The sequence below is a fragment of the Polynucleobacter sp. genome, from assembly GCF_018500155.2.
In the GTDB taxonomy this organism is placed as follows: domain Bacteria; phylum Pseudomonadota; class Gammaproteobacteria; order Burkholderiales; family Burkholderiaceae; genus Polynucleobacter.
Genome location: NZ_JAHBAK020000030.1, coordinates 1 through 5,444, shown reverse-complemented (window position 1 = coordinate 5,444; position 5,444 = coordinate 1). Strand labels below are relative to the sequence as shown.

Annotated in this window: 5 protein-coding genes and 1 tRNA gene; 4 read left to right on the top strand and 2 right to left on the bottom strand. The window is 47.6% G+C overall.

Annotated features, from left to right (window positions below; genetic code table 11):
• From dusA to KIH43_RS03920, 4 genes are all read left to right on the top strand, one after another.
• On the top strand, window positions 1-898 hold an 898-nt coding region (gene dusA / locus KIH43_RS03935; RefSeq protein ID WP_297717964.1), incomplete at its 5' end, for a tRNA dihydrouridine(20/20a) synthase DusA.
• Window positions 899-951: 53 nt separating this feature from the next.
• Window positions 952-1,027: transfer RNA gene (locus KIH43_RS03930), tRNA-His, on the top strand.
• A 50-nt stretch (window positions 1,028-1,077) separates the two neighbouring features.
• On the top strand, window positions 1,078-1,863 hold the full coding sequence (locus KIH43_RS03925) for an SUMF1/EgtB/PvdO family nonheme iron enzyme (protein WP_297717961.1): 786 nt from the start codon (window positions 1,078-1,080) through the stop codon (window positions 1,861-1,863).
• Between the two features lie 3 nt (window positions 1,864-1,866).
• Window positions 1,867-3,198 carry a DEAD/DEAH box helicase gene (locus KIH43_RS03920; protein ID WP_297717958.1) on the top strand — a complete coding sequence of 444 codons (1,332 nt, stop codon included), beginning with the start codon at window positions 1,867-1,869 and terminating at the stop codon, window positions 3,196-3,198.
• A gap of 14 nt (window positions 3,199-3,212) precedes the next feature.
• Here the strand turns inward: KIH43_RS03920 and KIH43_RS03915 are convergent, their stop codons facing one another.
• Window positions 3,213-4,802 carry a gamma-glutamyltransferase family protein gene (locus tag KIH43_RS03915; protein WP_297717955.1) on the bottom strand — a complete coding sequence of 530 codons (1,590 nt, stop codon included), beginning with the start codon at window positions 4,800-4,802 and terminating at the stop codon, window positions 3,213-3,215.
• Window positions 4,803-4,892: 90 nt separating this feature from the next.
• On the bottom strand, window positions 4,893-5,444 hold a 552-nt coding region (locus KIH43_RS03910; protein WP_297717952.1), incomplete at its 5' end, for an LrgB family protein.

Below are 5,444 nucleotides of genomic sequence, written 5' to 3'. Positions count from 1 at the left end.
GGTATTGCAATTGGGGGGATCAGAGCCTGCCGATCTAGCAAAGTCTGCAGAATTGGCGCAGCAGTGGGCTTACGATGAAATTGACCTTAACTGTGGCTGTCCTTCTGAGCGCGTTCAGCGCGGTGCATTTGGCGCTTGCCTCATGGCTGAACCGGATTTGGTGGCGCAGTGTGTAAAAGCGATGAAGAACGCAGTCGATATTCCTATTACTGTGAAGCATCGTCTAGGCTTGGATGCGATGGATGCATCAAGCTCTGCGCAAGATTATCAATTTGCCTTGAATTTTATGTTGGCAGTAGCGGATGCTGGCGCCAGTCAAGTCACCATTCATGCGCGTAATGCGGTTTTAAAAGGACTCTCTCCAAAAGAGAATCGGAGTAAGCCGCCTTTGCACTATGACGTTGCAAAGCAATTGCGACGAGATGCGCAAAAACAATATCCCCACTTGAAGGTATTACTCAATGGGGGTCTTGAGACCAATGAACATATTGCAGCCCATTGGGAAGATTTTGATGGCTTTATGGTTGGTAGGGCGGCATATCATTTTCCTGCAATGCTTTTGGGATGGGATGATTTCATTCATAGTGATGGTGATGCGGCTGGTTATCTTTTTAGTGAAACAGAATGGCATCGCATTCAAATTGCCCTAGTAAGGCAAGTACAAGCTTGGTTTGAAGAATGCCAGGCAAAGCAAAAACCTTTTTATATTGGCGCATTCACAAGGCATATCTTGGGATTGGCGCATGGCAGGGCGGGCTCCCGCTATTGGCGTCAAAAACTTTCTGACCATCATGCGTTAGCAAAAGTGCAAAGTAAACAAGCCATTGCAGACTTCTTCCTCGAGGCTAGTCTTTGTCTTGGTGATTGGGCGGCATTTGAGCTGGAAACCGCAGAATAAGGCCTTTTTGGCGGCTTTTTGCTCAAAAAGGCTATAATTTCACTTCTTCTGCGGCGGACGTAGCTCAGTTGGTAGAGTCCCAGATTGTGATTCTGGTTGTCGCGGGTTCGAGTCCCGTCGTTCGCCCCAAAATACCCCTAAAGCTCCCTTGAGGAGCTTTTTCTATTACAGTCATCATCATGAAAAGATTTGATATTTACCAAGTGTTATTTGGCATCTTGTTGACCGTTATCGCGGCTTATTTCATGCTGCGCCCAAGCGCTGGTCAAAGTGCGCCAGTATCTTCTATTGCGACTACGCAAATTGGCAATCTGATATGGGATCAAACTGAAATGAATATTGCTGATGTGAAATCGTTTGCATCTGCTACCGGATTTATCAGCGCCGCCGAGAAAAAAGGAGGCGGTCTCTCCTATGAGGCGGGATTTGTGCAAAAGCCAGGATGGAATTGGAAAACGCCTTATGGAGTTCCTGCCAGCGATTTAGAGCCCGCAGTGCATCTTCATCAGAAAGAAGCAGAAACGATTTGCCGTTATTACGGCAAGCGCTTGCCGAGCGATGCCGAATGGACTTCTGCAGCATTTCTTGAGCAAAGAGCAAATCCCCCCTCTGGGTTTGTGAAGGGTCAGCGCTATCCATTTCCTGGTGGCAGCACTCCTACTGTTTCACATTGCTTGAATGGTTGTGGTGACTACAAGGGCTTGGCTCCTGCTGGGGCGCTGAATCGTGGCACTGGCCATGTCAGCACCAAAACAACCAAGTCTGGTGTCAATGGTCTTTATGACATGGGTGGCAACGTTTGGGAGTGGACCTCTACAGAACGTCATGGTGGCTACATTACGCGTGGTGCTTCATGGTGGTATGGTCCCGAACGTCAACAAGAGTCTGATATTGAGTTGAAGCCAGGCGATATTAGCGTGGTCTATATTGGATTTCGTTGTGTTGCGGATGCCGTGAAACAATAGGGGATGTCAGCACCTATTCCTCAAGCCTCAGAAATTGAAATTACCCCCGACTATGAGGCGGTGATTGAGGCTATTGAGCGACATGACCCTTACATTTTTGTCAGTGGTAAAGCGGGAACTGGCAAAACCACCTTAATTGGTTACTTACGTGAGGCAATTCCTGGCAATGTAGTGGTTGTGGCGCCGACAGGAGTTGCTGCCTTGCAGGTGAAGGGTGTCACGATCCATTCTTTTTTTCGCTTGCCACCGCGCCTGATATTTCCTGAAGAAGATATTAAGCCGCTGCGTGATAAGCGCTTATATAAAGATATTCGTCTTCTCATCATTGATGAGATTTCGATGGTGCGGGCCGATGTGGTGGACGCAATGGATTTGTTTCTGCGAGAGAATGGACCACAAAAAGGCAAGCCGTTTGGCGGCATACAGGTGATGTTTGTTGGCGATCTATTTCAATTGCCTCCCGTTGTCTCTAGTAGTGATATGCAAGTGCTTGCAGACCGAGGATATGAGGGCCCTTATTTCTTTTGCGCGATGGCCCTACATCGTAAAGACGTCACGATGGTGGAGCTTACTAAGATATTTCGTCAAAAAGACGCGCATTTTGCTAACTTATTGAATCGTATTCGCATTAACGAGGATGTCGATGAGGCAATCGATATGCTCAATGCTCAATGTTTTCAAAATGATCGGGTGCTTGATGAGCAAACCATCACCTTGACTACTACCAATGCCAGAGCAGATCAGATTAATGGAGCAGGGCTGCGTGCACTCGAGTCTGAAAGTAAGACCTATATTGGAAAATCAACGGGAAAATTTAATGTAGACGAGCGCAATTTACCATCACCCAACCATTTGGTACTCAAGGTGGGTGCTAGGGTGATGTTTACCGCAACGGATCCTGGTTTTCCTAAACGCTGGGTCAATGGCACCATCGGCGTAGTGCGTGAATTATTGGCGGATAAGGTAAAGGTAGTGGTTCAAAACGGCCCTTACTCCAACACTGTTGAGGTGACTGGTCATCAGTGGGAATCCTATCGATATGACCATGACATGATGTCAGGAAAAATCTCTCCGAGCATCATTGGTACGTATGTGCAGATTCCGTTGATGTTGGCATGGGCTGTGACCATTCATAAAAGTCAGGGAAAAACGCTCGACAAAGTCAAAGTGGATTTGTCATCAGGTGCATTTGCATCGGGGCAGGTGTATGTGGCACTCAGTCGTTGCAAAACCATTGAAGGGATTTCATTGCAAAGACCGATTGAACCTAAAGATGTCAGCTGTGATCAAGAGATCAAACGTTTTTATATGAATTGCTTGCCTAGCTCGAAATAAAGAACGCTTACTTACTAGAACCCTGCTGCACACCCATCGCGACGATGGTCGCTCCCAGCAATGTATGCGGAGTTCTCATTCTCCGTTAATCTGGCGATAGCTTGCGCACTGCCAAAATCTAAACTGTTTGCTGGTTGTACTGCCACTTCATGTCCCATGGCTCGAAGTCCTTCGACTACGCTCAGGGGCATTGCTGCTTCAACAGTTAATTTACCTACATCATCTATGCGCCAGCGGGGTGCATCCGAGCATGCTTGTGGATTAAGGTATTCATCGACAAAGCGCATCACAAATTGAATGTGGCCTTGAGGTTGCATATTGCCTCCCATCACTCCAAAAGCCATTGCAGGTTTGCCATCTTTTGTCAGGAAAGCTGGCAAGATGGTATGAAAAGGGCGTTTTCCCGGAGCAACTTGATTAGGGTGACCTTCAGTTAATCTAAAGCTCATGCCACGATTGTGAAATGCAATGCCGCCAGGTGCTACTACACCAGAACCAAATCCTTTGAAATTGGATTGGATATATGAAACCATCATGCCTGACTCATCGGCTGCACATAGATACACAGTGCCACCAGAATGAGGGTCGCCCGCGCCATAGCTGCCCGCTTGTTGGTGATCAATGAGAGCGGCGCGACTAGCTAAGTATTCACGATCAAGTAATTTTGTTGTTGACACTGGTAAGGAGCTGGAATCGGATATGTATGTGTACGCATCTGCAAATGCTAGGCGCATGGCCTCTACTTGCAGATGGATACGTTGCGCTGAGTTAGCAGGATATTGTTTAACATTGGCTGCTTGCAAAATGCCCAAAGCCATTTGTGCCGCAATGCCTGAACCGTTTGGTGGGATCTCATGTAGGGTGTATTGGCCATAATCAAATGCCAATGGCTCAACCCATTCTGGATGATAGCTAGCAAAGTCCTCCAGCGTGAAGCATCCGCCAGTGGATTTGGAAAAATTCACCATGTTTTGAGCAAGAGCGCCTCTGTAAAAAGACTCACCTGCAGTTTGTGCAATCTCTTGTAAAGTCTTTGCTTGTGCTGGGTATCTCCAGATGTGACCTGCTTGCGGCGCTTTGCCTTCAATCAAGAAGGATTCGCTAAAACCGGGTTGATTTTTTAGAATAGGTATAGCTTCTCGCCATTGACGTGCAATCACTGGCGATACTGGAAATCCATTTTCGGCATAGTCAATTGCCCGCTGAAAAAGGGTTGCAAAGGGCAGTTTGCCAAATTTCTTTGAGAGTGCAACCCAACCAGATATCACGCCTGGTACTGTTACGGTATTCCAACCGATTAAATCCATTTCTGTCTTGCCTGAAAAAAATTCTGGCGTCCAAGCAGCTGGGGCGCATCCGGATGCATTAAGGCCATGCAGTTTTTTCCCGTCCCACACAATAGCGAATCCATCACCACCAAGACCATTCATCGTGGGCTCAACGACGGTGAGCGTAATGGCTGTTGCTAATGCGGCATCTACGGCATTGCCACCTTTTTGAAGAGCCTCAATACCCGCTTGGGTTGCAAGGGGCTGAGAGCTGGCAACTGCATTTCTAGCAAGAACAGGAGCGCGACCGCCGCCAAATGGGGGAGAGATAAGCATGATTGATCAGTACCGATGAAGTGATAAGTCCATTCTAGCGCAGGACTTTTCTATATTTCTCTAATAAAGCAGTGGAAGTACATTGGCGCACTAGTGGTGAAATAGGTGATAAATCATTGGGATGGCAACAGCGCTAATGACACCATTCATTCCCATGGCCAAGCTGGCATAAGTTCCTGCCTCCGGATGAATGCTAAAAGCCCGGGATGTACCAATCCCGTGTGCACCGATACCAATAGCAAAACCTCTTTGCCACCAAGCTTTAACACCCAATGCATTGAGCACAAAGGGTGCCAAAATCGCACCCAGAATTCCGGTGCTGACAGCAAAAATGGCTGTCAATGTAGGCGACACGCCGATACGTTCTGCAATGCCCATCGCTATCGGGGCGGTGACCGATTTTGGGTACATAGCTCCCGTGATGCTTATATCTGCTCCCAAGAATTGAGCGATCTCCACAGCGCTGACGATCGAAACGATGCCACCGGTGCAAAGTGATGCAATGATGGGTAGAGATCTGCCTTTGAGGCTGCTTAAACCCCGGTAAATCGGGATCGCCAATGAAACAGTCGCAGAGCCTAATAGAAAGTGAATAAATTGGGCGCCTTCAAAATAGGTAGAGTAAGGCATGCCAATGAGTTG

Coding starts and splice junctions, on each gene's coding strand:
- KIH43_RS03920 (WP_297717958.1), top strand. CDS start 1,867: ATGTCAGCACCTATTCCTCAAGCCTCAGAAATTGAAATTACCCCCGAC.
- KIH43_RS03915 (WP_297717955.1), bottom strand. CDS start 4,802: ATGCTTATCTCTCCCCCATTTGGCGGCGGTCGCGCTCCTGTTCTTGCT.
- KIH43_RS03925 (WP_297717961.1), top strand. CDS start 1,078: ATGAAAAGATTTGATATTTACCAAGTGTTATTTGGCATCTTGTTGACC.